This is a genomic window from Inconstantimicrobium porci (assembly GCF_009696465.1).
GTDB classification, from domain to species: Bacteria; Bacillota; Clostridia; order Clostridiales; family Clostridiaceae; genus Inconstantimicrobium; species Inconstantimicrobium porci.
On the sequence record NZ_VULX01000006.1, the window covers coordinates 25,489 to 51,308 of the forward strand.

Annotated in this window: 27 protein-coding genes and 1 other annotated feature; of the genes, 25 read left to right on the plus strand and 2 right to left on the minus strand. The window is 29.8% G+C overall.

Annotation, left to right across the window (positions count from 1 at the left end):
* The first annotated feature begins 380 nt into the window (after positions 1-380).
* Positions 381-613, plus strand: a binding site (T-box leader).
* 111 nt (positions 614-724) lie between these two features.
* From thrS to FYJ33_RS06205, 19 genes are all read left to right on the plus strand, one after another.
* Entirely contained in the window at positions 725-2,632 is a 1,908-nt protein-coding gene (gene thrS, locus FYJ33_RS06115; RefSeq protein WP_154530862.1) for a threonine--tRNA ligase, read from the plus strand.
* Between the two features lie 172 nt (positions 2,633-2,804).
* Positions 2,805-3,134, plus strand: coding sequence for a hypothetical protein (locus FYJ33_RS06120; RefSeq protein WP_154530863.1), 330 nt, complete (start codon positions 2,805-2,807; stop codon positions 3,132-3,134).
* Positions 3,135-3,309: 175 nt separating this feature from the next.
* Complete coding sequence (gene hcp / locus FYJ33_RS06125; protein WP_154530864.1) at positions 3,310-5,040, plus strand: hydroxylamine reductase; 1,731 nt, start codon at positions 3,310-3,312, stop codon at positions 5,038-5,040.
* Positions 5,041-5,321: 281 nt separating this feature from the next.
* The gene (locus FYJ33_RS06130; RefSeq protein ID WP_154530865.1) at positions 5,322-5,945 is read left to right on the plus strand and encodes a TetR/AcrR family transcriptional regulator; all 624 of its coding nucleotides are present in this window, start codon (positions 5,322-5,324) and stop codon (positions 5,943-5,945) included.
* Entirely contained in the window at positions 5,942-7,042 is a 1,101-nt protein-coding gene (locus FYJ33_RS06135) for an Acg family FMN-binding oxidoreductase (protein ID WP_154530866.1), read from the plus strand. Before FYJ33_RS06130 ends, FYJ33_RS06135 begins: the two co-directional genes overlap by 4 nt.
* Before the next feature lie 162 nt (positions 7,043-7,204).
* Positions 7,205-7,933 carry an ABC transporter ATP-binding protein gene (locus tag FYJ33_RS06140; protein ID WP_154530867.1) on the plus strand — a complete coding sequence of 243 codons (729 nt, stop codon included), beginning with the start codon at positions 7,205-7,207 and terminating at the stop codon, positions 7,931-7,933.
* 1 nt (position 7,934) lies between these two features.
* Positions 7,935-8,852: a SufB/SufD family protein gene (locus FYJ33_RS06145; protein WP_154530868.1), complete on the plus strand. Its 918-nt coding sequence runs from the start codon at positions 7,935-7,937 to the stop codon at positions 8,850-8,852.
* 107 nt (positions 8,853-8,959) lie between these two features.
* Positions 8,960-9,103, plus strand: a complete 144-nt coding sequence (locus FYJ33_RS06150; RefSeq protein ID WP_154530869.1) for a MerR family DNA-binding protein — start codon at positions 8,960-8,962, stop codon at positions 9,101-9,103.
* A 36-nt stretch (positions 9,104-9,139) separates the two neighbouring features.
* Complete coding sequence (locus tag FYJ33_RS06155) at positions 9,140-9,625, plus strand: hypothetical protein (protein ID WP_206046629.1); 486 nt, start codon at positions 9,140-9,142, stop codon at positions 9,623-9,625.
* 210 nt (positions 9,626-9,835) lie between these two features.
* Entirely contained in the window at positions 9,836-11,176 is a 1,341-nt protein-coding gene (locus FYJ33_RS06160; RefSeq protein WP_154530871.1) for a hypothetical protein, read from the plus strand.
* A 17-nt stretch (positions 11,177-11,193) separates the two neighbouring features.
* Positions 11,194-12,180, plus strand: a complete 987-nt coding sequence (locus FYJ33_RS06165; RefSeq protein WP_154530872.1) for a U32 family peptidase — start codon at positions 11,194-11,196, stop codon at positions 12,178-12,180.
* A 56-nt stretch (positions 12,181-12,236) separates the two neighbouring features.
* A complete protein-coding gene (locus tag FYJ33_RS06170; protein WP_328598660.1) occupies positions 12,237-12,485 on the plus strand; it encodes an SseB family protein in 249 nt (82 codons plus the stop codon).
* Between the two features lie 232 nt (positions 12,486-12,717).
* Positions 12,718-14,157 carry a 6-phospho-beta-glucosidase gene (locus FYJ33_RS06175; protein ID WP_154530874.1) on the plus strand — a complete coding sequence of 480 codons (1,440 nt, stop codon included), beginning with the start codon at positions 12,718-12,720 and terminating at the stop codon, positions 14,155-14,157.
* Positions 14,158-14,266: 109 nt separating this feature from the next.
* Complete coding sequence (locus FYJ33_RS06180) at positions 14,267-14,584, plus strand: PTS cellobiose transporter subunit IIB (protein WP_154530875.1); 318 nt, start codon at positions 14,267-14,269, stop codon at positions 14,582-14,584.
* A gap of 27 nt (positions 14,585-14,611) precedes the next feature.
* Positions 14,612-16,612, plus strand: a complete 2,001-nt coding sequence (locus tag FYJ33_RS06185; RefSeq protein ID WP_154530876.1) for a BglG family transcription antiterminator — start codon at positions 14,612-14,614, stop codon at positions 16,610-16,612.
* A gap of 18 nt (positions 16,613-16,630) precedes the next feature.
* Entirely contained in the window at positions 16,631-16,948 is a 318-nt protein-coding gene (locus FYJ33_RS06190; protein WP_154530877.1) for a PTS cellobiose transporter subunit IIA, read from the plus strand.
* A gap of 21 nt (positions 16,949-16,969) precedes the next feature.
* Positions 16,970-17,476 (plus strand): hypothetical protein, encoded by a 507-nt coding sequence (locus tag FYJ33_RS06195; protein ID WP_154530878.1) that lies wholly within the window; start codon positions 16,970-16,972, stop codon positions 17,474-17,476.
* Between the two features lie 13 nt (positions 17,477-17,489).
* Positions 17,490-18,866 (plus strand): PTS cellobiose transporter subunit IIC, encoded by a 1,377-nt coding sequence (celB, locus tag FYJ33_RS06200; RefSeq protein WP_154530879.1) that lies wholly within the window; start codon positions 17,490-17,492, stop codon positions 18,864-18,866.
* 159 nt (positions 18,867-19,025) lie between these two features.
* Positions 19,026-19,775, plus strand: a complete 750-nt coding sequence (locus FYJ33_RS06205; protein ID WP_154530880.1) for an NERD domain-containing protein — start codon at positions 19,026-19,028, stop codon at positions 19,773-19,775.
* 100 nt (positions 19,776-19,875) lie between these two features.
* On the opposite strand, the gene FYJ33_RS06210 is transcribed toward FYJ33_RS06205, so the two are convergent.
* Together FYJ33_RS06210 and FYJ33_RS06215 are read right to left on the minus strand one after the other, a co-directional pair.
* Entirely contained in the window at positions 19,876-20,379 is a 504-nt protein-coding gene (locus FYJ33_RS06210) for an HD domain-containing protein (RefSeq protein WP_235900788.1), read from the minus strand.
* Positions 20,380-20,387: 8 nt separating this feature from the next.
* Positions 20,388-21,239: a tyrosine-type recombinase/integrase gene (locus tag FYJ33_RS06215; protein ID WP_154530881.1), complete on the minus strand. Its 852-nt coding sequence runs from the start codon at positions 21,237-21,239 to the stop codon at positions 20,388-20,390.
* Positions 21,240-21,696: 457 nt separating this feature from the next.
* Between FYJ33_RS06215 and FYJ33_RS06220 the strand changes: the two genes are divergently transcribed.
* The 6 genes from FYJ33_RS06220 to hydG all read left to right on the plus strand — a co-directional run bounded on the left by FYJ33_RS06220 (position 21,697) and on the right by hydG (position 25,748).
* Positions 21,697-21,849, plus strand: coding sequence for a hypothetical protein (locus tag FYJ33_RS06220; RefSeq protein WP_154530882.1), 153 nt, complete (start codon positions 21,697-21,699; stop codon positions 21,847-21,849).
* A gap of 108 nt (positions 21,850-21,957) precedes the next feature.
* A complete protein-coding gene (locus FYJ33_RS06225; protein ID WP_154530883.1) occupies positions 21,958-22,473 on the plus strand; it encodes a tetratricopeptide repeat protein in 516 nt (171 codons plus the stop codon).
* A 145-nt stretch (positions 22,474-22,618) separates the two neighbouring features.
* A complete protein-coding gene (locus FYJ33_RS06230; protein WP_154530884.1) occupies positions 22,619-23,602 on the plus strand; it encodes a hypothetical protein in 984 nt (327 codons plus the stop codon).
* Between the two features lie 12 nt (positions 23,603-23,614).
* On the plus strand, positions 23,615-23,752 hold the full coding sequence (locus FYJ33_RS06235) for a hypothetical protein (protein ID WP_154530885.1): 138 nt from the start codon (positions 23,615-23,617) through the stop codon (positions 23,750-23,752).
* Positions 23,753-24,024: 272 nt separating this feature from the next.
* The gene (locus FYJ33_RS06240) at positions 24,025-24,273 is read left to right on the plus strand and encodes a TM1266 family iron-only hydrogenase system putative regulator (RefSeq protein ID WP_154530886.1); all 249 of its coding nucleotides are present in this window, start codon (positions 24,025-24,027) and stop codon (positions 24,271-24,273) included.
* Between the two features lie 53 nt (positions 24,274-24,326).
* Complete coding sequence (gene hydG / locus FYJ33_RS06245; RefSeq protein WP_154530887.1) at positions 24,327-25,748, plus strand: [FeFe] hydrogenase H-cluster radical SAM maturase HydG; 1,422 nt, start codon at positions 24,327-24,329, stop codon at positions 25,746-25,748.
* Positions 25,749-25,820: the final 72 nt, after the last annotated feature.

A 25,820-nucleotide genomic window follows, 5' to 3' on the forward strand; every position in this document is an offset into this window, starting at 1 on the left:
TTTATGCAGTATAGAGTCCTTTGTGTTTTCATGGGTCTAGTTGCTGTGCCAAAATATCTAAAGTCTAAGAAAAATATTTCAGCACAAATATGATAAATTTTTGTAAGATAATATTTACTATAAGTGTTTTAAAGCACTTTATAGTATAGAATTTTGGGGTTCAGCCACGAATTATTATGGCGTACATTAGTATTATTAACAAATATATTTATTATATACATAAAATTTTCTATTTTTAAATTTCATTACTAAAGATAATATTAATCTAGAATGTTATATTGTAGCTAATATTTATTTTTATTAAAGTTGACATTTAATGAAAATAGGAATATTATAATAGTTGAATATTGATTAATTAATATTTAATTACATTTTTATATAAATATGCAATGATAGGAAGAGTAATATAGATACAATTTAAAGAGAGGGAATGGCTGTGAGCTGAAATCATTCCTAAACATGACTATATGAAAACTAACCTGGAGCAATGGTTTATTAGGTATCGAAAGTACCATGGGCTGTACAAGTCCTTATTTTAATGAGATAAACTTAGTATATTAAATATTGAGTTTAAATTGGGTGGAAACACGGATATAATGCATTCGTCCCTTTACTGGGACGGATGCTTTTTTGTTAGATTTTAAATTTCTGATGACATAAAGCTGGCATTTTAAATTTGATATTTGGCATGATATATATTTTAATTTTTAAAGGGGTGTTTTAAATGAACATTAGATTACAAGACGGAACTGTGAAGTCAGTAGATGATAACATTACAGCTCTTGATTTAGCAAGAGTATTAAGCAACAGCCTCCCAAAAAAAGCTGTTGTTGCAGAAGTAAACGGAAAGCTTGTGGATTTAAGTCACAAACTTCAGGAGAATGATGAAGTAAGTATACTTACAGTTGATGATGAAAAATCATTAGAAGTTATAAGACATTCAACTGCACATATCATGGCGCAGGCCATAAAAAGATTATTTAAAGATGCAAAGTGCGCTATAGGACCAACTATTGAAAATGGATTCTATTATGATTTTGATCTTGAACATCCATTTGTGGCTGAAGATCTACTTAAGATTGAAAAAGAAATGAATAAGATAATCAAGGAAAATATTAAAATTGAAAGATTAGATGTTACAAGAGAAGAAGCTTTAAAGCTTATGAATGAAAGAAATGAATCTTATAAGATTGAACTTATTAAAGATTTACCTGAAGGAGAAAACATTTCTCTATACAGACAGGGTGAATATGTTGACCTATGTAGAGGACCACATATACCATCAACTAAATTTGTAAAAGCATTTAAGCTTATGAGTGTTGCAGGTGCATACTGGAGAGGTAATGAAAAGAATAAAATGCTTCAGAGAATATATGGTACTGCTTTTAAAGATAAAGAAAGCCTTGATCATTACATATTCACAATTGAAGAAGCTAAAAAAAGAGATCATAGAAAACTTGGTAAGGAACTTAAATTATTCACATTAATGGATGAAGGTCCTGGTTTCCCATTCTTTTTACCAAAGGGAGTTACTCTAAAGAATACTCTTATTGATTACTGGAGAAAGCTTCATAATGAAGCTGGGTATGTTGAAGTTGAAACACCTATCATGCTTAATAAAAAATTATGGGAGACTTCAGGCCATTGGTATCATTATAAAGAAAATATGTATACATCAGTTATTGATGGAGAAGAATTTGCTTTAAAGCCAATGAACTGTCCTGGCGGAATGCTTGTATACAAAAATGAACTTCATTCTTATAGAGATCTGCCATTAAGAGTTGGAGAACTTGGAAGAGTTCATAGACATGAATTATCTGGAGCACTTCATGGACTTATGAGAGTTAGAGCATTTACTCAAGATGATGCACATATTTTTATGTTGCCAGAACAAATTGAATCAGAAATAATTGGAGTTGTTAAACTTATAGATAAGGTATATTCAACTCTAGGATTTAAATACACTGTTGAACTTTCAACTAGACCTGAAGATTCAATGGGAACTGATGAGGAATGGAATATGGCTGAAGGTGCCTTAAAGCGTGCACTTGAAAATATTAAACTTCCATATGTAATCAATGAAGGCGATGGTGCTTTCTATGGCCCTAAGATAGACTTCCACATTCAAGATAGCCTAGGAAGAGACTGGCAGTGCGGTACTATACAGCTAGACTTCCAGCTTCCACAGAGATTTGAACTTGAATACACTGGTCAGGATGGAGAAAAGCATAGACCAATAGTTATTCATAGAGTTATCTTCGGAAGTATTGAAAGATTCATCGGAATTCTTATCGAAAACTTCGCAGGTAAATTCCCAACTTGGCTTGCACCTGTACAGGTAAAAGTACTTTCTGTTAGCAGCAAATTCAATGACTATGCTGAAAAGGTTGTTGAGGAATTAAAGAAGAATGATGTTAAGGTTGAATTTGATAACAGAGATGAAAAGCTTGGATATAAGATAAGAGAAGCTAAAAATGAAAGAGTTCCTTATATTATTGTTGTCGGCGAAAAAGAAGTTAACGGCAATACTGTTTCAGTTAGAAATAGAAAAGATGAAGAAAAAGAATATGCTCTTAAAGATTTTATATATCATGTTAAAGATGAAATCAAAACAAAGAGTTTAGATAAATAATGCTTTTATGTTTCTACGGGCTATGGAGAACTCCATAGCCTGTTTTTTTGTGGAATAATGTGGGTTTATTACATATAAAAATCATCTTACAAACTGTTATAAGATTATTCATTTTAGATTAATTGTGACGAATTTTATAGAGAAAATAATTATATAAGGGAGAAGTTATATTATGAACTTGCAAAAGAGAAATATGTTAGCACATGAATTACTAACGATTATAAAGCACCTAATATCAGAAAATGATCTTGTAAAAGGCGTTTTTATAGCTGACGTTAAATTAAACGAATCAGAAGATACTATAATCGTTAGGGACGTGACTGGTAAGAAGACTCAATATAGTTTAAGTGAAGCAAGCTACATATTTACAGATAATCTAGATATGCTTGGCTCATTTAATAAAAATGTGTACAAGACTGTTAAAGCGTCTGAAGACGATGAGAAGAAAAGCTCTTTTATGAATTTATATGAGAGAATCAGAGAAATAGAAGATCAATTATAATTATTAGTTGCTGTATCAAAATTATTTGATACAGCTTTTTTATTATTATTATAAAAAATTATAATGTAACTAAATTTTTTACTTGTGTTGCAATTGCAACATACTTTTGTCGTATTCTGCATTAGAATAATGAACATAGCGAGTAAATTAATCTTATTTAAGGAGTGAATTATAAATGGAAAATAAAATGTTTTGTTTCCAATGTCAAGAAACAGCAGGATGCACTGGATGTACTAAATTTGGTGTTTGTGGAAAGAGCCCAGATCTTGCGAGAATGCAGGATCTTCTAATATATGTAACTAAAGGTTTATCAGAAGTTACTACTAGATTAAGAGAAGAAGGACAAACTATTTCTCAGGTCGTAAATAACTACATAACAATTAACTTATTTACTACAATTACAAATGCAAACTTTGATGATGCAGTATTTTATGAAAGAGTTAAAGAAACATTAAGAGTTAAGAATGAGTTAATTGCAAAATTAAAGAATAAAGAAAATTTATCATCTGCAGCAATGTGGTATACAGAATCAGATGCTGAAATAGATAAGAAGCTTGGACTAATTGATAAGATAAAGACTGCTTTAGGTGGTAACAAGGAAGTTGACTTTGTTGATTCAGTTTTAGATGAAAAGTCATTATCTGATGAAGTTGGAGTTCTTGCAACTAAAGATGAAGATATAAGAAGTTTAAGAGAACTTATTACATATGGATTAAAGGGTATGTCAGCTTACCTTAAGCATGCAAATGAATTAGATTATGACAGCGAAGAAGTTAATGCATTTATGCAGAAAACTTTAGCAAGTCTTTTAGATGATTCATTAACAGTAGATCAGCTTGTAGCATTAACTTTAGAAACAGGAAAAGTTGGTGTTGATGGTATGGCACTACTTGATAAAGCTAACACTGAAAGCTATGGTAATCCAGAAGTTACTAAGGTTAACATAGGAGTAGGTACTAACCCTGGTATCTTAGTATCAGGACATGATTTAAGAGATTTAGAACAATTACTTGAACAGACTCAGGGTACTGGAGTAGATGTTTATACTCACTCAGAAATGTTACCAGCGCACTACTATCCAAACTTAAAGAAATATAAGAATCTTGTAGGTAACTATGGTAATGCATGGTGGAAGCAGAAAGAAGAATTTGAAGCTTTCAATGGACCAATCTTAATGACAACAAACTGTATAGTTCCGCCTACATCTAAGGAAACATATAAAGAAAGAATGTTTACAACAGGTGCTGCTGGATTTACAGGCTGCAAGCATATAGAAAGAGACGAAAAGGGACATAAAGACTTTAGTGAAATTATAGAACTTGCTAAGAAGTGTAAAGCTCCAACTGAGATTGAAAAAGGAGAAATCGTTGGTGGATTTGCTCATGCTCAAGTATTTGCATTAGCTGACAAGGTTGTTGAAGCTGTTAAGACTGGTGCTATCAAGAAATTCTTTGTAATGGCAGGATGTGATGGTAGAGCTAAATCAAGAAACTACTACACTGATTTTGCAAAGGCTCTTCCAAAGGATACTGTAATTCTTACTGCTGGATGTGCTAAGTACAAGTATAACAAGTTAGCTTTAGGTGATATAGGTGGAATTCCAAGAGTTCTTGATGCAGGACAATGTAATGACTCATATTCATTAGCACTTATTGCATTAAAGCTTAAAGAAGTATTTGAACTTGAAGATATTAATGAATTACCAATAGCATTCAATATTGCATGGTATGAACAAAAGGCTGTTATAGTATTATTATCATTATTATACTTAGGAGTTAAGAATATTCACTTAGGACCAACTCTTCCAGCATTCTTATCACCAAATGTAGCTAAAGTTCTTGTGGAAAACTTTGGTATTGGCGGCATCACAAACGTTGAAGACGACATAAAGATGTTCATGGAATAATATAAAACTAATAAAGAAAAGTAGGCTAAAAAGCGCAGTATTTATATACTGCGTTTTTTTAATGTAAAGGAAATTGCATTCAAAAACATAATTAATGATATAAAGTGTTGTAAATAAAGGGTTTACACGTTTGTGTAAAAGAATGGTAGAATGCAATTTCACCCTTTTTTATTTTGACAGTTTGTAAGAAATTACAAATAGTATCAAATGATATTTACATAAATGTATGAATATGGTATAAATTAATTGAACTAAGAGTTCAATTAATTTAAGGAGAAATAATGATGGCACGCAGAAAAAAGGCCGCAGAAGGTTTTCATAAGCAGAAAATTGCTAAGGCTGCAGGTAAATTATTTGTTAAGAATGGTATAGATAAGACAACCATGGAGGATATAGCTAATGAGTCGGGATATGGTAAAGCTACTCTTTATGTTTATTTTAAAAACAAGGATGAAATTGTATCAACACTTGCTCTTGATAGTATGAAAATCCTTCTTGAAAAAATTAAATTGGCAGTTAATGAAAATGATACTGTTGAAACTCAATATATGAATATCTGCAATGAAATTGTACAATTTCAAAAAGTATTTCCTTATTACTTTTCTATAGCTGTAAGTAAAATCGGAGTAGACACAGAAAATACTGATGATACAGCAACATATAGTGTCGGTGAACAAATAAATAAAATAATAGCACAAATGATTATTAGAGGAATAAAAGAAGGTGAACTACGAAGAGATTTACAGGTTCCACAGACAATCTATACATTTTGGGCATCTATCTACGGAATAATTACAATGACTGACAATAAAATTAATTATATTAACAAATGCATGGGGTTAGATCCTACAGAATTAATGAATTATAGTTTTGGTCTTCTATATAAATCAATAAGGGAGTGTTGAGAATAAAAAAAGTTATAATAAGTATTTTTATAACTATAGGAGTTATTGCTACAGCATCAGTTTATGCATATTTTAAGGGTAAACCTGTTAATGTTGAAATAAATAAGAAAGTAGAAGATCTTCCTCAGGATATTTCGGATATTATATATCATGCATCGTTAGCACCAAATTCTCATAATACCCAGCTTTGGAAAGTTAGTATTAATAAGAAAAAAAATACTTTGAAAATTAATTTGGATACAGATCGTACCTTAAAGCAAGTTGATAGCAATAATCGTGAAGCATATATTTCTATGGGTGCATTTACTGCTAACCTTCTTCAGTCATTTAAAGCTTATGGTTATGAAACAAAAGTCATTCTTAATACTGACAGCAGTGAACCTGTTACAGTGAGTTATATTAAAACAGAGAAATTCACAAAAGATGAAACTATTTTAGATTTAATTAAAAAACGCCATACAGATAAAAGTACTTATTTAGATAAGGAAATTAATAATGATGATATAAAAACTATACTTAATAATAATACTCATTACTTCAAAAGAGGAGATAATGAATTTAAATACCTAAAAACAGCAGAAATAGAAGCTATGACAAAACAGTCTTATAATAAAGCTAAATCTGAAGAATTTGCAGAATGGCTTAGATTTTCTGATAAAGAAGCAGAAGACAAAAAGGATGGATTACCTGCAGAACAGCTTGGACTTAAGGGAATCAAAAAAACGCTTTATTATCTTACAACTTCTAATAAAAGTGCAAAAGGCATTTCTTTTGCTAAGCAGTCTATAGATACAACCACTAAACAAGTAGAGAACTGTGCAGGCTTTCTTGTTATTACAGGAGGCACAAGCAGAAAAGAATTGATTGAAACAGGAATAAACTTGGAAAATATATGGTTAAGTGCTGTAAAGAAAGGTATATCAGTTCACCCCATGAGCCAGATATTAGAGGAAAAGCCTTATAGCAGTGAAGTTGATAAAATGCTTCACACTAAATCACCAGTTCAGATGATTTTAAGAGTTGGTTATGTGAAGGATTATGGAACAAATAATCAGATCAGAAGGAATCTTTTGGATTACGTTACTGTTGAGAAATAGAAGCAGTAGAGAGGTATGAAATGGCAGTAAAATTCAATTATAATATGAATTTGACAATAAAATTTTAAGATATTATAGTATATAGTGACGGCGATAATTGTTACATTATGTAATTATAACCTTTGTTTAATTAGATAAATAAAGGAAATTTGAGGTGATTATATGCTAGAATTGAAAAATATTAGTTTTTACTCAGAGGATAACAAAAAGATTTTAGACAATATCTGTCTTGAAATAGATAATAATTTTACTGTTATTACTGGACCTAATGGAAGTGGAAAATCAACATTAGCAAAAATAATAGCGGGAATTAAAAAGCCTACTAGCGGAAAAATTATATTTAATGGTGAAGATATCACAAATCTATCAATAACTGAGCGAGCAAAAAGAGGTATGAGTTATGCTTTTCAGCAGCCAGTTAGGTTTAAAGGATTAAAGGTTAAGGATTTAATGTCCCTTGCAGCTGGAAAGGAAAGCAGTTTGTCAGAAGTATGCGATTTGTTATCAGAAGTAGGATTATGTGCAAGAGATTATATAAATAGAAATATTGATGGCACATTATCTGGCGGCGAATTAAAGAGAATAGAAATTGCAATGGTTATTGCAAGAAACACACAGCTTAGCATTTTTGATGAACCTGAAGCAGGTATTGATTTATGGAGTTTCCAGAAGCTAATCCATGTTTTTGAAAAGCTTTATAAGAGTAATGATAAAAGTATATTAATAATAAGTCATCAGGAACGTATCTTAAATATTGCTGATAAGATTATTTACTTAAAAGACGGTGTTGTTGAGAAATATGATGAACGTGAAAATATACTTAATGAGCTGTTAAAAAGTACAGAAAATGCTCAGTGTAAAGTCTTAAAAGATAAAATGGAGGCAAAGTAATATGGACTCAATAGAAAAGAAACTTTTACATGAAATTGCAGACCTTGATAGGCTGCCAGTAGGAGCATATAACATTCGTCTTAATGGTAAGCCAGCTGCACGTAACAATTCTGCAAATATTACTATTGTAAGCAAAACTGATGAACCAGGGATTGACATTTATATTCAACCTAATACAGTCAATGAAAGTGTACATATCCCTGTTATATTATCAACTAACGGCTTGAAGGATAATGTATATAATGATTTTCATATAGGTGAAGGATGCGATGTTACAATAGTTGCCGGATGCGGCATACATAATTGTGGCAGTGTAGACAGCCAGCATGATGGAATTCATACTTTCTATATTGAGAAAAATTCTAAAGTGCATTATATAGAAAAACACTTTGGTGAAGGAAGTGGACAAGGTAAAAGACTAATGAATCCCACTACTATAGTTCATTTAGGTGAAGGTGCAACAATGGAAATGGAAACTACACAGATTGCTGGAATAGATGATACTTTAAGAGTAGTTGAAGCAGATCTTGCTGATGGTGCAAGTTTAAATGTTAATGAAAGAATTATGACTACAGGAGTTCAGCATGCAGAATCTAAGTTCAAGGCAGATCTTAAAGGAAAGGACAGCAGTTGTAATATAGTAAGTCATGCCGTTGCAAAGGAAAAGAGCAATCAGCATTTTATAAGTATGCTAAATGGACGTAATGAATGTAAAGGTCATACAGAATGTGATTCTATAATCATGGATGATGCAGTAGTAATTGCCTCTCCACAGCTTGCAGCTTATAGTACAGATGCAGCACTTATTCATGAAGCTGCAATTGGTAAGATTGCTGGAGAACAGCTTATTAAGCTTATGACTTTAGGATTGACAGAAAAAGAAGCAGAAGAGCAGGTAATTTCAGGTTTCTTAAGATAGTAAAGACTATATTTAACACTTACAAGACTATATTAGAATTGTATAAAATTCTGGTATAGTCTTTTTTAATAGATGTGATTATCTAATTCAATTATAATAGGCAGATTATGCTTATTCTTGTTATTAAGCATTTAAAGAACGTCGGTTTTTCTCTTGCTGAAATTAAGCATCTTCTTGGGAGAGAGGACATGGAATACAATAAAATTCAGATTGCAAAAAATATAAAGAAATTGATGATGAAGATAAAGTAATAAAAAAAGTTCAGGTAAGATATTAGAGGAGGATGTATGATGGAAAAACTAAGAGAAATATCTTTTGATTCATTTAAAGATAAGGAAAAGAATGATAGTTATATCGTAATAAAGCAGGCATATCATCACAATCTTAAAAATGTTTCTTTAAAAATTCCTAAAAATAAGATGATAGTTTTTACAGGAGTAAGTAGAAGTGGCAAAAGTAGTCTTATAAGTGAAACACTTAAGCCTCTTCTAGAGAATAAAATTAATAATTGTGATAATTTAGTTGGGCAGTATTCAGACATTAGTGGTTATGAAAGTATTGATAAAGTTATTGATGTGTCACAAGATCCAATAGGTAGAACACCTCGTTCTAACCCTGCAACTTATGTTGGACTTTTTGATAAGATAAGAAGAGTATTTGCAAAGACTGATTACGAAGTATCACATAATATGGATGCAGACTTCTTCAGCTTTAACTCTACTAAAGGCAGATGCCCTTATTGTGAAGGTCAGGGACAGATAAAGGACCTATAAGTGCAGTAAAAAAATACAATGAAAGTATAACAGCGGAATATGTTTAAAATATAATATAATGCTATTACACAAAAATAGATTAAATAGAGCCAATAATATAGATAAAAATATGTTATTTGCTTTATTTTTTATTTATTGTGTGTTTATTTATGCTATAGTGAACAAATATGCTATATAATGAAGGTATAATATTTTAGTGTAGGTGATTTTATGATCAATAATGAAAACTGTGTTTTGCCGTCTGGACTTGTAACTTGTTTTATTGGTGATAGAGAACTGAGGATTCTTGACATAGCATCTGATAGAATATCTTTGAGGTTAAATGAAGATATTGGTGGTATTGCATCAATCCTAGTTGCTTTTTATGTTTTCAGTGAAAACCGTTATGAAGAGATTGTAATAAATGATTTTAAATTATTAAATAAAGAAAATACTGAATTTTATAAAATTTATCGTTTCGAAATAAATGACAAATACTATTCTAATAATGTTAAGAAGATTCTAAATAATTACTCTAAATACGTTACATTAAAGACTTTTGGTTCAGAAAGTGAGTTTTCACAAGAGATGGTGAATTATCCATCACAGGAGGATTATAAATTCTATAGTTTTTTTGATGATATGAAAAGAGAATGGATGAAAGACATATATTATGAAGATTATGATGATACAGTATTATCTTCAGTGGATTATGCAGTGTCATTACATAATGATAATATGTATAAGAAGTATTTAGCTCTTGGAATTGATAAGTTTCTAGATTACTATATAGATGAAAATTATATTGGAAATCATCCACTATTTAAAAATAAGATTTCAAGGATTTATATTGGCAATGAATTTTGCCATAATTTATTTCCTGATATAGATATGTTGTTGAAAATTATGGACAAGGCTGTATATGAAGGAATTGAAGTAACTTTGTCTTTTACTTATTTAAGAGACTGCCTAATTAATAAGACTAAGGCGGATATTGATGAGATTTATTCATGGTGCGTTAAAAATAATAAAAACATAGAACTGGTAATAAATGACTGGGGAATGTTGAATCTAATAGAGTATAAGGATGATTATATAACTCCGGTACTAGGTGTACTTCTTAATAAACGAAAAAAGGACCCACGTATTAAGTATAAAAATGGCTATAAGAATCATAAAGATTTGATGGCAGATAATAGCCTGAATAGTGAAACTTATTCACAATTCCTTAATAAGCTATTAATAAAAAGGTACGAGTACGAAAGCTGCGGATATAAAATGAACATAGCAAAGGGTAAGCATAGTATTCATATTCCTTATTATGTAACAAATACATCTCAGTTTTGCCCACTATACGCAATGTGTACAAATATGGATAGGGGTAATCAGATGCTTGTAATAAACTGTCCTAAATACTGTAGTGATTATGCTTTTGCCTATCCTAAGCATTTAAAGATGGCAGGGATATATAACTCATTATTTTCATTTGATGACACACTGCTGAAAGAATTTTATTTACTTAAAGATTATGTTGATAATGGCATAGACAGAATAGTGTTTAACTTTATGTAGAGGGGGATAATTATCATATGAAAATAGTTGCAGGACTTGGCTGTATTGATGATTATATTAGACTTGTACAAGCAGGGGCTGATGAGGTATTCTGTGGATTCGTTCCTTATGAATGGAACAAAACTTATGGAAATTTATTTCCTTTAAATAGAAGGGAAGTACTTTATTATAACGTACAAATAAATTCCTATGAGGATATGAAGATATTGAAGAAGATGGAAGAAAAATGTAAGGTGCCAGTTACTATTACTTTAAATTACCTATATTATATAGAGGAACAGTATGAGTTGATTGCTGATATTATGAAAAAGCTTATTGATATTGGATTTACTGAATTTATTATAGCTGATCTCTCACTTATAGTATATCTTAAGGAAAAAGGACTTAAGTGTTCAATTCAGTTAAGTGGTGAATGTGCTGAAATAAATAGGCTGGCTGTCAAATTCCTTAATCAGTTTGATTTAAAGAGATACATTTTTCATAGAAAAAATACAATTGAAGATATGAAAGCAATTATAAATGATAATAGAGATAGTAACATTGAATATGAAGCATTCATTTTAAATGAACGATGTCACTATACTGGTGCTTTCTGTTCATCTTTGCACTGTGATGAATTGCATCATCTTTGTAAAGTGCCATATGAACTTTGCAAGATTGATGTAAAGTGTAGTAATTTTCCTTTAGTTGATAAAAGAATGGAAGAATACTATTCTTTTTCTGTTGATGAGGAGGATTACAGTTCAGACTTTAATGATGATAATTATATACTTGGTAGTACTGGCTGTGGTATATGTTCTTTAATGAAGCTTAAAAAAGCTGGTGTTACTCATCTTAAAGTAGTAGGTAGAGGAAACTTTATTGATATTATGGAAAAAGATATTAAGAACCTAAAAAAATCTCTTGATATTCTCGATTCAGCACATAATGAAGAAAGTTTTCTTATAGAAACTAAGCAGAGTATATTAGAGGGTAAATGTAGTAAAAGCTGTTATTATAAATAAATTTTAATTATCCTTTTATGAATTATGTGGCATTTCAATATTAATAAGGAACAACAATAAATTTTGCATTGATAACAAATTCTCAAGAAAAAGCTTTTGTGCCACTGTTTACAGATTGGCTAGAATTTGAAAAATCATATAGTAAAGATGAATGGAACGGTATGATTATTAATATTAATGACGCATTATCAAAGGCTAAGAATAATGAAGGTATGGTAATAAACCCATTTGGCGAAAATTTAATAATAAGCAATGTTTTAGCTAGCGAAATATTTAAAGATTTATTTAGAAACAATATAATATAAAGGTACTGTCATAAACAATCCGACAGTACCTTTGATTTTTTTCCTTTTTACTACGGAAAAAGACAGTATTCAAATAAACGGAAAAAGTGTGTATTATATAGATATAAGAAATAATAAACCAATTGAAATTTTATTGTAAACTTTCATGTAAACATTTAACAAGAAAATGATTTATTCTTTCTTAAGTGAAACGTTATGCCAAATTTAACTTGGCATAAAGGAGGAGATATTAATGACAAAATTACCAGAGAATTTTCTTTGGGGTGGAGCAGTTGCTGCACATCAGTTAGAAGGCGGATATAATGAAGGCGGCAAGGGAATAAGTGTAGCAGATGTAATGACAGCAGGAGCTAACGGTGTAGAACGTAAAATCACTGATGGTATCGTGAGTGGCGAATATTATCCTAATCATGAAGCCATTGATTTCTATCATCGTTACAAAGGCGATATTGAACTTTTTGCCGAAATGGGATTTAAATGTTTCAGAACATCAATCGCATGGACAAGAATCTTTCCAAATGGTGATGAATTAGAACCAAATGAAGAAGGGTTAAAGTTTTATGATGATTTATTTGATGAATGTTTAAAACATGGAATTGAGCCAGTTGTTACTTTATCTCATTTCGAACTTCCTTATCATTTAGTAACTGAATATGGTGGTTTCCGTAATCGTAAACTTATTGGTTTCTTTGAAAGATTTGCAAAAACATGCTTTGAAAGATATAAAGATAAGGTTAAGTATTGGATGACATTTAATGAAATTAATAACCAAGCTAATTTCGAAACCGATTTTGCTCCTTTCACTAATTCAGGAATTGCCTATAAAGAAGGAGAAAATCGTGAAGCAATAATGTATCAAGCAGCTCATTATGAACTAGTAGCTAGCGCAAGAGCTGTAAAGATAGGACATGCTATAAATCCGGATTTTAAAATTGGATGTATGATTGCAATGTGTCCTGTTTATCCAGCTACATGCAAACCTAAGGATGTACTTATGGCACAGAAAGCAATGCAGAAGCGTTATTATTTTACAGATGTACATGTACATGGTGAGTATCCTGAACATATTAAAAAGTATCTTAAGAGAAAAAATATTAATTTGGATTTCACTAACGAGGATGCAGAAGACCTTAAGAATGGCTGTGTAGATTACATTGGATTCAGCTATTATATGTCATTTGCTACTAAATATAAAGAAGGAAACGATTCATTTGATTACAATGAAGCTACTGATTTAGTTAAAAATGACTATGTAAAAGCATCTGAATGGGGATGGCAGATTGACCCTGAAGGTCTTAGATATGCATTAAACTGGTTTACTGATATGTACAGACTTCCATTATTCATCGTCGAAAATGGATTCGGAGCTATTGATCAGTTAGGTGATGATGGAGTGGTCCATGATACTTACCGTATTGAATACTTAAAAGCTCACATCAAAGAAATGATTAAAGCTGTAGATGAAGATGGAGTTGATTTAATGGGATATACTCCTTGGGGATGTATTGATTTAGTATCTGCTTCAACAGGAGAAATGAAAAAACGTTATGGTTTTATATATGTTGATAAAGATAATGAAGGAAATGGAACTCTAGAAAGATCAAGAAAAGAGTCATTTTACTGGTATCAACAGGTAATAAAATCTAATGGTGAGGAATTAGAGTGGAAATAGTCGTTTTAAAGTACTAATTAACACTGTATTTCCTTAAATGTAATATTAAATTAAAATTATGAAGTATATGTGTTTTGTGTTATAATTTATAAATATTGGAGTGATAAATATGAAAAAAGTATTAATAATTTGTGCAGCAGGAATGTCATCATCACTAATGGCAAAAAAGACAACTGAATTTTTCAAGAGTAAGGGATTAGATATTGTATTAGATGCAGTATCAGCAACTGAAGGAACTAAGATGATTGAAACAAGCGATTTTGATTTATTCTTAATAAGCCCTCAGACTAGAATGTATTTTGCAAAATTCGAAGAAGCTGGTAAAAAAGTTGGCAAGCCAGTTGTGAATATACCACCACAAGCATACATCCCAGTACCAATGGGAATTCAAAAGATGGCAAAGCTTATAGTTGATACTTTAAAATAATCTTTAGTTTTAAGGAGAGGTGTTTAAGTGTTAAGCAATAAAGAAAGAACGATAATGAATTTTTTTGTGGGACATCAAGGTGAATTATTAACAAGCAAGGATATAGCAGAAAATTTGAAGTTATCAGATCGTACTGTGCGCAGCTACATTAAAAGATTGCAGGTTATATTACAGAACAATGGAGCTGATATTATTGCTAAAACAGGTTGTGGATATAGGTTATTTATAAACAATGAACCTGACTTTAACACCTTTTTGAAAGAAAATACAGATGATTCTTTGAAAAAAAATGAAACAGTTTTAGAGGGTTCAAAAGACAGGCAGTATCATATTTTAAATAAATTACTGTTTGAAGATGCATATGTTTTATTTGATGATCTATGCGATGAACTTTATGTATCACGCTCAACTCTTTCAAACGATTTCTCTGAAATAAGAAAGCTTCTTGAGCCTTACAACTTATCTGTTGAAAGTAAAGTAAAAAAAGGTGTGTATATTAAAGGCGATGAACATCAAAAAAGGCATTTTATCATGGATTATTTTTTTAGTAATAATTTTAGTGTTTCAATAAACAAATATGTTGGTGATACATTGTTCCTAGATGGTATTAGTTTTGAGGAAATAACTATTATAGTTCTTGATGAATGTCGAGAGGCAGGTCTTAGATTATCTGATTATATTATTCAGAATCTTGTTTTGCACATTGCATTATTAATCAAACGTATAAAAAGCGGCTTTAGTTTATCTAAAATTGAAATAGATAAATCAGTTGAAGGTAGCAGAGAATTAGAAGTTGCAGGTAATATTTTAAAGCGAATCATTCAAAGTGGAAATATTGAAATTCCAGAAGAAGAAGCTTATTATATTGCTCTTCATTTAAAAGTTAAATGTATTTCTAAAAGTTTAGATGAAAAATCTTCTACTAGTGAAAAGGAAATTACTAAAGAACTTATAAGTATACTTGATAGAATTGAAAAAGATACAGGATATCTGATAAAAAATGATGAACATCTTATTAAAGGACTTATATCTCATTTTTATACATTGTGCAAAAGACTTCAGCATGATGTTATTTTAGAAAATCCATTACTAGAAGAAATTAAACAAAAATATGGTGAAATATTATTATTAACAAAAAAATATCTAAAAGATATGTCTATTTTCAAGAATTATAATGTTTCTGATGGGGAATGGGCTTACATATGTCTTCACTTTATGGCTGCTATAGAAAGATTTAGAAACACAAAGAAGTTTAATGTTCTTGTAATTTGTGCTACTGGATATGGTAGTAGTCAAATGCTTAATGTTAGATTAAAGAAAGAATTCGGTCAACACATAAACGTTGTAGATGTAATTGGTTATTATGAAATTACTAATGAAAAACTTAAAGGAATAGATCTTATTGTATCAACTATTGATTTATATACAATTGTTTTTAATGTTCCTGTTATTCATGTAAGTGTATTTCTAAACAATAATGATATTAGTCATATCAAAACATTTATAGATTATCGAACATCTGGAAATATAGAAAAACCTAAAAATGTTAGTTCAATAGATTTAAATGAAAGATCTAAACTGTTTGATAAATTTTTTAATAAAGACTCTTTTTTGATTATAGATGGATCAGATTCAAAAGAAAATATAATAAATAAGTTGGTGGAAAAACTTCAAGCTAATGAGGATTCATCATATTCTATGATAATGACTAATCAAATAAAACAACGAGAACAAATGAGCTCTGTTGTTTTTGGAAAGCATGTTGCAGTTCCACATCCTGCTAAAGCAGTAGGTAAGTTTACGCAAATTGCTGTTGCAATAGTCAAAGGTGGAGTTAATTGGGAAAATGAATATAATGATATAAAATTTATATTCTTATTATCGCCATCAAAAATTGAGAATGTTAATTTAAGAAATATAACTAACGCAATTGCTTCAATGATTGAAAGTGATTGTATTCAGAATGAAATTTTAAAATGTAATACTTTTAGTGAATTTGAAGAAAAATTTATGCAATTAATCAAGTAGTGAAAGGAAGAAATATATATGACAAGAGATGATTTACAAGTAATAGCATTCGAAATAATTCTACACAGTGGAGATGCAAGAGCATTAGTTCATGAGGGATTAGATTTAATGAGAAATGGTAAGTTTGATGAGGCATCAAAAAAACTAGATGAAGCAAATGAAAAACTTCTTGAAGCTCACAAATCTCAAACAAACCTACTTCAGAACTATGCTAACGGAGATGAAATAGTAATGGAAGTTATAATGGTTCATGCTCAGGATCATTTAATGACAACTATGACTTTAAGAGAACTAGCTCTTGAATTCTTAGAAGTATATAAAAAGCTTAATAAATAAAGTAAACGGGAGAATCAAGCAATGAATAGGATGGCAAAAGATAATTTAGATAAAAGTAGAAAAGAGACAAGCTTAAAAACATTGTATTTTAATAGATTTCTCTTAATTAGATATGTGACAGCTGTGTTTTTCTTCACAAATTTATACTGGTTATGTTCATTAATAATTAGTAAAAATGTTGGTGCTGTAGTACCAGGTTTAACGCTTGTATTCATAATAAGAGCTGTCTGGGAACAATGTACTATGTACAGTTCTCATATAGATAACGCAAGAAAGACAATATTAACTTATAAGATAATGTTGATAGAAAATATAGTTTATATTGCTACTTTATTTACACCAATATTTAAAAAACTATATCCTTTCCTGGTTGATAATACAAAATCACATATGTTTATTCTATTTATCAATGTTATTGGTGCTGTGCTATGTTTGATTAGCTTAAATAGACTTAATAAAATTAAAAATCAAAGTGATAAACAATTTAAGTATATTAAACAATATAAACAAAATATTAAAATGAAATAAGGGGAGATATAAAATGGAAAATAATAAAGTATTTGGATTGTTAGAAAAATATCTTATGGGCCCTATGGGCAAAATATCTCAGTTAAAAGTAGTACGTTCAGTTATGGCAGCTGGTATGGCAACAATCCCGTTTACAATAGTAGGATCAATGTTCCTCGTACTTAATATTTTGCCAGATACAATGAAATTCTTAAAGCCGTTTTTTGATAGTACATTCTTCCGTATAAGTGATTTATACATGTTAGCAAATAAATGTACAATGGGTATTTTAGCACTTTATTTCTGCTTAGTTATTGGATATGAATATACAAATATTTTTGCAGAAGAAGAAGGATTAAACCTTAATCCATTAAACGGTGCATTACTTTCTATGTTTGCATTCTTCATGACAATTCCTGAATTATTATTCAAAGATGGAAAAATGTCATTAATCACTCAGATAAGCAAGGATACTAATATAGTTAACGGTTGGAATATCGGTGGAGATGGTGTTACTCGTCTTGGAACTACTGGTATCTTTACAGCAATAATAATGGCTGTAATTGCTGTAAGAATATACAGATTCTGTGTAAAACACAATATAGTAATTAAGATGCCAGAATCAGTTCCAGCAGGTGTGTCTAGATCATTTACAGCACTAGTTCCAGCATTTGCTGTAGCATTTATAGTATTATTAATTGACGGTGCTTTCATAGCATTAGGAACAGACATATTCAAAGTTATTGCAGTACCATTTAGTTTTGTAAGCAAATTAACAAATAGCTGGGGTGGTATATTAGTAATATACTTCCTTATTTCAGCATTATGGATTGTTGGTATACATGGTGCTAATATAGTTACTTCATTCTTAACACCAATAATTTTATCAAACATGCAGCTTAATATGCAGGGAGCTAATATTCCATTTGCTGGTGAATTCCAAAACTCATTTGTAATTATGGGTGGATCTGGTGCTACATTAGGACTTACAATATTTATAGCATTTTTAGCTAAATCACAACAATTGAAAGTATTAGGACGTGCTGGTGTTGTGCCATCATTATTTAACATTAACGAACCAATGATATTTGGTTTACCAATAATATACAACCCATATCTTGCAATACCATTTTTCCTTGCTCCAATGGCATGTGCTTCAACTGCTTACTGGGCAATTAAATTACACATTGTTAGCCCAATATTAGCACAGGTACCTTGGCCATCACCAATCGGTATAGGTGCATTCATCGGAACAGCTGGAGATTTTAGAGCAGCATTATTAGCATTATTTAATGGAGTTTTAGCATTGTTAATATATCTTCCTTTCATAAAGGTATATGATAAGAAACTTCTTAAAGAAGAACAAGAAAATGCTTCTGATGATTTTGATGCTGAATCACTAGCAATCTAATTAATAAATTAATATACACAATGTGAAACAAAGTCTGTCGTTTTAGCAGTATAACCTGCTTACGACAGGCTTTTTTTGCTTGCGGTAATTGGTAATATTTTAGTACTAGAAAATTTAAATATCATTATGATATAATCCCTTTGAATTGAGGTAATACGCATGAAATATATAGTTATTTTTTCAACAATGATATTTATAATGGTTAGTAGATATAAAATAAATCATTCAGCTAAAAACAAAGGAATAAAGGGTGAAAAAGAAGTAAATAGAATACTCCGTAGTCTTCCTTGGAATAAATATATTGTTATTGATGACATAATGGTGAAAAGTGATTCGGGTTTAAAATATACGCAGATTGATCATATAGTAGTATCAACATATGGTATTTTTGTTATAGAAACAAAGAATTACAATGGCAGAGTATTTGGTGCAGAAAATTCAGGATATTGGTATCAGAATGTAAATGGTAAGTTTGTGAAGTTCAGAAATCCTATAAAGCAGAATTATGCACATATTATGGGACTTAAAAAGTTTCTCAATATAAAAATGGAATGCTTTATTTCAATTGTAGCATTTTCTGATCAGTGTGAACTTGAAATAGACAGCTATGATAATTGTAATGTAGTAAATTTTAAAAATCTTAAGAAGAATATAAAATCATATAATAAAATTGTTATAGAAGAGTCTAACTTGATATCAATTAGGGATAAAATATATAAGTATAATATTCGCTCATCAAAAGCTCGCAATAAGCATTCTAAAATAGTTCAGAGAAAGGTAGAGAGAGAAAAGTCATATATAATTAGATGTCCTCATTGTGGTGGTAGACTTGTAAAAAAGAAAGGTAAATATGGTTATTTTAAGGGCTGTAGAAATTTCCCTGAATGCAGGTTTACTAGTGATTTTTAAAATGAGGTATTTATTTTAAAATTCATAGTAATATTTATTTTATCTTGGATAATAATATAATAATCTTTTATAAAAGTATGAAGTAAATTGCTTCATACTTTTATTGCTCTAATTTATTGGGAAACATTCTTTTTGCAAGTTCGGTTCCTGTTTTTGTTTTAAAAATCTTATTAATTACTTTCTGCATCTTTTTGTTTTCCCAGTTTTCTTCAAAGGCATTGATTATTAAATCTGCTTCTACTAAAACCTGATAGTCTGCGCCATCAATAATGTTATAATTGTGATGATTTTTTACAAGATAGCTAACTCTCTTTATAAATTCTTTTTCATATCCTAATGATTTTAGTATTTTTTCTGCTTCTAATGGTGCTTCCAGCTGCTGATGAACTTGATCAGCAAGTCCGTATTTCTCTTTGCATAATTTTATACCTATATCATGAAGAATAGCAGAACACTGTATTATTTCCATAGTATCATTATCTAAATTTTCATTTTCACCGATGGTTTTAGCTAAAGCATATACTTTTAAAATATGATTAGTTCTACGGTTGTGTCCCTCTTCAAATATTAACATATTCATCATTAAATCATTAATTCTACTCATAAAACCTCCTAAAAGTTATCTTTCATATCCATTTTATTTATTATTTTAAGCAAATCCTTTTTGCTGTTCTGCATATACAACCCGGTTACATTCAAACTATGACCAAGAAGCTGACTGATTACTACTGGCGGAACATGAAGCTTAGCAAGGTTTTGAGCATATAGGTGTCTAAATGAATGGGCATGAACAAGTGTTTTATCAATAAAATGAGCTTGTCCTGCATAATACTTTAGCATATTATGTACAGTCTGCCTATTAATAGGACCACGTTGGCCAACAAAGAGGTTAGGGCATTTATGGATACCTTTATTCCTTTCTGTTTTGTATTCATTTAATACGTCTTTTAATTTTTTGGGAATTAATAGTTCTCTGTATTTATTTCCTTTACCAAGAATATATACTGAATTCCTATCAACATCATCTACCTTAATTTGCAGAAGTTCTGATACTCTGGCTCCTGTGTAGAAAAGAGTATACATTATGGCAACTGCTCTGATATCGTTTTTTTCTTCAGCGGCCTTGACCATTCTTCTTACATCACTGTTTTCAATCATAACATCTATAAAATTCTGATTACTAACTTTTAGTTGCTTTATCTTCACTGATATATTCATTTCTTCCTCTTCATTCAAATATTCAATGAACTGGTGAAGAGAAACTAGTTTTCTATTAGCTGTTTTAATGGCAAAATTTGATTGCAAATATGCGGTATACTGTCGGATTACTTTTTTGTCTATATCTGACACTTTGCCAGAATAAAACTTGAAAAACTGTTTTATGTCACTTATGTATGAAGATACTGTTTTTTCACTTTTTTCGTTGTCATACAAATAATCTTTAAAATTATATAATAATTCCATATTTAAGCTCGTTTCATTTTCACGTATATTTGATTTTGAACGTAATACATTTTATGTTTTACTAGATATGAATTGTATTCGAAATAAATCTTCCGTTAAAATAGGCACTTGTATAATATATAAATACTGCTTTATTTTTACATAAAAATATAATTAGTAAAAGAAAATATATATTATTTTCTATTTAATCTTACTGAAAATATACTTATTTAAAAGACGCTTACATATCTAAAAATATATTATGTCAAAACCATTGAAATTAGTATAACATACGCCGTTGTAAAACTCAATACATAAGATATATTATGTATTGAGTTTTGCATTTGTTATAGTATATTATGAATTTGTTTTTGAACTAGAACATATATAACATGATTACAAATAGTAATGTAAATTATGTAACAATATGCTAATATATGGTATAATGGATTTATAAATTTTGATAGGAGCGTAGTAAATGGGATTTTTTCAAAATAAAAAACAGAGCATGGACTATTATTGTAGTAAGATAAATAATCAGATTAGCATTGATGAGGCAGAAGTTACAGCAAGAAAATTTAACAATCTTGATGAGCTTAAGAAGATTTATTTTAATTTATCTATTGGGTAAATCAAAAGATTACGAATTATCATTGCATTGCATCCAAAAAAGTCTCAATATTTTTTCTAGTATAGAGAACACCAGCTATTATGTTTATGCTAAAAGCTGCGAAGCAAATTGTTATGTTTCTCTAAGCAGTTAGATAAAGCTATATCTATATATAAAAATCTTTTAAAAGATATACATATCGATAAAACAACAGCATACCTTTATAACAATCTTGCCTGTATATATATTGAAAAGGGAGATTATAAAAATGCAGAAACATACAATAATAAATCATATGCTTTAAGAGAGAGTTCAGATAAAAACTCTTTATCTCAGACAATGAAGACAAAAGCATATATATATGAGACAAAAGAAATGTATGATGAGGCAATATCTATTTTGAACAATATAATATCATGTGATACTGGTTATGATTGTTCAGTTAAGATTGATTCATATAAAATGCTAATATCTCTTTATCAAAAGATAAAGAGATATGATCTAGAGAAGATTACAATGCGCGATTTAAAGCAATATATTATCTCTTGTAGAAATTTTTCTAGTAGGATTTCTTATTATAAGATATTTATAAACTTTGTTGCAAATAACTTAAAAAACATTTTAACTCTTTCTAATCAAAAGTAAAGAATTTTGGGGTTGGACTCATAATTCTTTTTTATATTAAAAAATAAAAAATGAAACAAAATGAATAAAATGTAAAAATATAGTTGAATCAATATAATATGGGTGTATAATGTAATTAAAAATAGGTTTTAGGGAGCTATATACAATGATATATAAAAAACTTGATCTTGATATGCAGTATTTTTATTATTTAGAGCAACAGCTTAAAAATAAACGTACTACAATAATTGATCCTGATGAAGAACTCTTAAACAAGGAAATACCGATAAGAGTTTTAAAACGTTTCAGTAATTATTTTAGGAGAATGAATCTACTTTTTTTAATGTATGAAACTAATATTTATATAGCTGACAAGTTATATATAGACAAGCATTATGAAAGCGCATCAAACTGGTATATCAAGGTGCTAAAAGAAGTCGCTTATTTGAAATTTTATAACAAAACACCTCATATATATTATAGACTTGGTGCCTGTGCATTAAAAATGCACTTATATAATGATACATTAATATATTTAAAAAAGGCTAAAATATTTAGTTCTGAACAGAATGATCATTTCATATATAGTGAAACACTATATCATCTTGCTAATACTTATATGATTTTGAAGGATTTTGATAATTCTTGGATGTACATTAAAGAAATGTTGATAAAATATAAGGATTATCAAACTTCTTATAATTATGTTGCTGGTTTAATTTTAAAAGCCAGAATACTATATACCACCGGATTTGTTAATAAGTCATTTAGCATATGTTATTTAATGTTGGAACATATTAATGAATATGATTTTGTTACGCAAGAGCATGCATATATACAAATTGCACAATTATATTATAATATAAACGACAAAAAGGCTATTTTTTATACCGAAATTGCTTTACGCTACTGTATGCAGGCAAAAGATTATGATTTTATTCTTCATCTAAGCAAAATGTTGGATACGATGTATAGGTATTATAATACATATACATGTTGTTATGATAATATAAATAGTTTAATAAAATATATGGCTGATAAGAACAATAGGAAATATTGTTATTTATCATATATTGATATTTTATTTATGAAAATGAAACGTTTGCAGTATAAATACTTGACTGCTTCACATTCCTATGAAAATGTGTAAGGAGGTGATTTTATGTCTAAAAAGCAGAGATTTTTTGGTTTGTTGACAGGAGCTACTGTAATAGGTTTTGTAATAATATTACAAAATGCCATAATTGAATGGCCTCCTATGATAGGCGATGCTTTTACATTATTTACTTCACTATTATAGTTTCCATTTTAGATATTTAAATGAAAATAACTAACATAAGGTGAATTGTGAAGTAAACTTATGTTGTCTGATTTTTAAGGTTTGCCTTAGATTAAAGATAATAGTTACAGCTATTTAATGATGTAGCTAAAAATAAAATAATCGTTCTGAAGTATACAAGGGTTTGTCCCAAGTAATAAGGCGATGGTAGATAAAATTATTATTTTTGTAATATTGTATCTCTGAGCCTGGCGCAGAGATTTTTTAATTATTTCGTAATGGAGGATTTGATTATGGATGATAGAATAGCATTAATTGGGATAATTGTGGAAGATATAAACGCTACAGAAAAACTTAATGAAATTCTTCATATTTATAGTAAGTATATAATAGGTAGAATGGGGCTTCCATATCATAAAAAAGATGTCTGCATTATAAGCGTGGTGCTTGATGCTCCAAATGATATAATTAGCTCTTTATCTGGTAAACTTGGTATGGTAAAAGGAATAAATGTTAAAACAATGTATTCAAAAATAAAATAATAAGTTTTTTGCCGTCTACATTCAGGATGAGTTTCAGTAAGGGGAGAATGATAATGTACAACAAAAAGTCTAAAAAGGCTGAAGAATTTATCAGCCACGAAGAAATACTTGAAACTCTTGAGTATGCGAAAGAGAACAAAAATAATAGGAAGCTTATTGATAGCATTTTAGAAAGAGCAAAAGACTGTAAAGGTATTTCTCACCGGGAAGCAGCTGTGCTTTTAGAGTGCGATCTAGAAGATGAAAAAGAAAAGATGTTTAATCTTGCAATGGATATAAAAGAAAAGTTCTATGGTAATAGAATTGTCTTATTTGCACCATTATATTTATCAAATTTCTGCATAAATGGCTGCGTATACTGCCCATATCATGGTAAGAATCATCATATCACAAGAAAAAAGCTGACTCAGGAAGAAATAAAAAAAGAGGTTATTGCACTTCAGGATTTAGGTCACAAGAGATTAGCACTGGAAACTGGTGAAGATCCTGTAAACAATCCAATTGAATACATATTGGAAAGTATTAAAACAATATATTCTATAAAACACAAAAATGGTGCTATAAGAAGAGTAAATGTAAATATAGCAGCCACTACAGTTGAAAATTATCGAAAGCTTAAAGAAGCAGGTATAGGTACTTATATATTATTCCAGGAAACTTACAATAAAGAAAGTTATGAAAAGCTTCATCCAACTGGTCCAAAGCATGATTATGCTTACCATACTGAAGCTATGGACAGAGCTATGGAAGCTGGTATTGATGATGTAGGCATGGGAGTCCTATTCGGCTTAAATATGTACAAGTATGATCTTGTAGGATTATTGATGCATGCAGAACATCTTGAAGCAACAGTCGGTGTTGGACCACATACTATAAGTGTTCCAAGAATACGTCCAGCAGATGATATAGACCCAAAAGCATTTAGCAATGCAATTTCAGATGAAATATTCCAGAAGATAGTTGCAATAATTAGAATTGCAGTCCCTTATACTGGTATGATTATCTCAACAAGAGAATCTAAAGCTACAAGGGAAAAGGTTCTACACCTTGGAGTATCACAGATAAGTGCAGGATCACAGACTAGTGTTGGTGGATATTATCACAAGGAAGATCATGAACATGATAACTCATCACAGTTTGATGTCAGTGACACTAGAACAGTTGATCAGGTAATTAACTGGCTAATAGAACTTGGGTACATTCCAAGTTTCTGCACAGCATGCTATAGGTCTGGAAGAACAGGAAATAGGTTCATGAAACTAGTTAAATCGGCTCAGATAGGAAACTGCTGTACTCCAAATGCACTAATGACACTTGATGAATATCTTCAGGATTATGCAGAAGAAGACACTAAGGAAAAGGGATTAAAATTAATTGCTAAAGAAGCTGAAAAGATAGAAAACGAAAGTGTTAGAAATGAACTTAAGCATCATTTAGAACAAATAGAAAACGGACAAAGAGACTTAAGATTCTAGTTTTCTACTCAATTACTACTGATACTATAGTATTTAGGTATTCTACTCATATACTTATATAAAGAGGTACAC